Origin of the sequence: Peterkaempfera griseoplana (assembly GCF_001418575.1) — a bacterium.
Classification (GTDB): Bacteria; Actinomycetota; Actinomycetes; order Streptomycetales; family Streptomycetaceae; genus Peterkaempfera; species Peterkaempfera griseoplana.
Map to the genome: position 1 here is coordinate 1 of NZ_LIQR01000757.1, position 1,614 is coordinate 1,614.

At 73.7% G+C, this 1,614-nt stretch carries 2 protein-coding genes; both read left to right on the forward strand.

Annotated elements, in window-relative coordinates; genetic code table 11:
• Nucleotides 1–333: 333 nt before the first annotated feature.
• The gene (locus tag AOK09_RS36450) at nt 334–870 is read left to right on the forward strand and encodes an HAD domain-containing protein (protein WP_055591452.1); all 537 of its coding nucleotides are present in this window, start codon (nt 334–336) and stop codon (nt 868–870) included.
• 169 nt (nt 871–1,039) lie between these two features.
• A partial coding sequence (locus AOK09_RS36455) for a class I SAM-dependent methyltransferase (RefSeq protein ID WP_055591453.1) occupies nt 1,040–1,614 on the forward strand: 575 nt, incomplete at its 3' end.

Below are 1,614 nucleotides of genomic sequence, written 5' to 3' on the forward strand. Positions count from 1 at the left end.
ACTGATCCGCGCCGGCGCGGAGGCGGCGGAGGCAGGCGCGTCACTCCGGGATGAGCACCGCCGCCAGGACGCCCGGACTTGAGACTACACACCCTGCGGCGTCACACCTCCCGTCGCTGAGCGTCCCTTGCCGAGCCCCCCTTGCTGAGCCCGGACAGGAACCATGACCGCAGCCGCCGAGGCCTTCGGCGGATCTTCACCAACCACGATCACCGTCGCCTCGACCGCGGCCCTCCACACGACCACCGCTGGGACTGGCCGGCCTGGCGACGCCGCCGCCGACACCGCACCAACGCCTACCACCACCTGCGGCAGTCCCCCTAGGGTGCGGCCATGACCAGTTCCGGGCGGCGTCCGCTGCTCTTCCTCGATGTGGACGGACCGTTGATCCCGTTCGGCGCGACGCCGCTTCAGCTGCCGGGCGGCTATGCGACGTATCCGGCGGAGCCCGGTTCGCCCGGCTCCGGCGCGAACCCGCTGCTGGACAGGCTCGATCCGACTCTCGGTTCCCGGCTGGTCACGCTGGGGTGCGAACTGGTCTGGGCCACCTCGTGGATGGAGGAGGCCAACGAGTTCGTCGGCCCGCGGATCGGCCTGCCGCAGCTGCCCGTGGTGGTGTGGCCGGAGTCGCCGGAGGAGGACGAGCGCGACGGACTGCACTGGAAGACCCGTGGCCTGCTCGACTGGGCGGCCGGTCGTCCCTTCGTCTGGGTGGACGACGAGATCAGCGACGCCGACCGGGCCTGGGTGGCCGCGCACCATCCGGGTGCGGTCCTGCTGCACCGCGCCGACGCCGCCACGGGACTGACGGGGGCGGACTTCGCCGCCGTCGCGGCCTGGCTGCGCACGCTCCCCCTCACGTCCTCCTGAATGCCGGTGAGGTGAGCGCGGGCACCGGCTGCGCTGCGGCCGGCGCCCGCCACCGCACCGTCCACCGCATGACCGGACGACGGCGCCGGGCGGAACCGGCACCACCCCCGGACGGCCGGGGGAACATTCCTTCAAGACCCGGGCCCGCTCCGGCCGTCAGCCTTCGGACATGACGACCGACAGCACCGCTCCGCTCATGCGCCCCCGCTACGGCGTGGACGCCCCCGCCTTTCCCGCCGTGCACGCCGCCCTCGGCGCCGCCTGCCTGCTCACCGCCGCGCGCCGACGGAACGTCAGAACACCGGCGGCGGCCGCCGGTACGTTCCTGCTCGTCACCACCGGTGTCTATCTGCACACCACCCTGCGCGGCAAACTGCGTGTCTGGGAAGAGATCCTGGACCAGGAGGCGCACCTCAGGGGAGACGAGCACCTCCTCGACCTGGGCTGCGGCCGGGGCGCGGTGCTGGTGGCCACCGCCCGCCGGCTGCCCGCCGGACGCGCCGTCGGCGTCGACCTGTGGTCCGGCAAGGACCAGAGCGGCAACCGGCCCGAGGCCACCCGTGCCAACGCCGCCGCGGCGGGTGTCGCCGACCGGATCGAGCTGCACACCGCCGACGTCACCGCGCTGCCCTTCCCGGACGCCTCCTTCTCCGTGGTGACCAGCGCCCTGGTGCTGCACAACATCCCCGCCCGCGAGGACCGGTTCCGTGCCCTGGACGAGGCGCTGCGGGTGCTGCGCCCCGG

Excerpts from the sequence above, each read along its gene's own strand:
- AOK09_RS36450 (WP_055591452.1), top strand. The coding sequence starts at position 334 with ATGACCAGTTCCGGGCGGCGTCCGCTGCTCTTCCTCGATGTGGACGGA.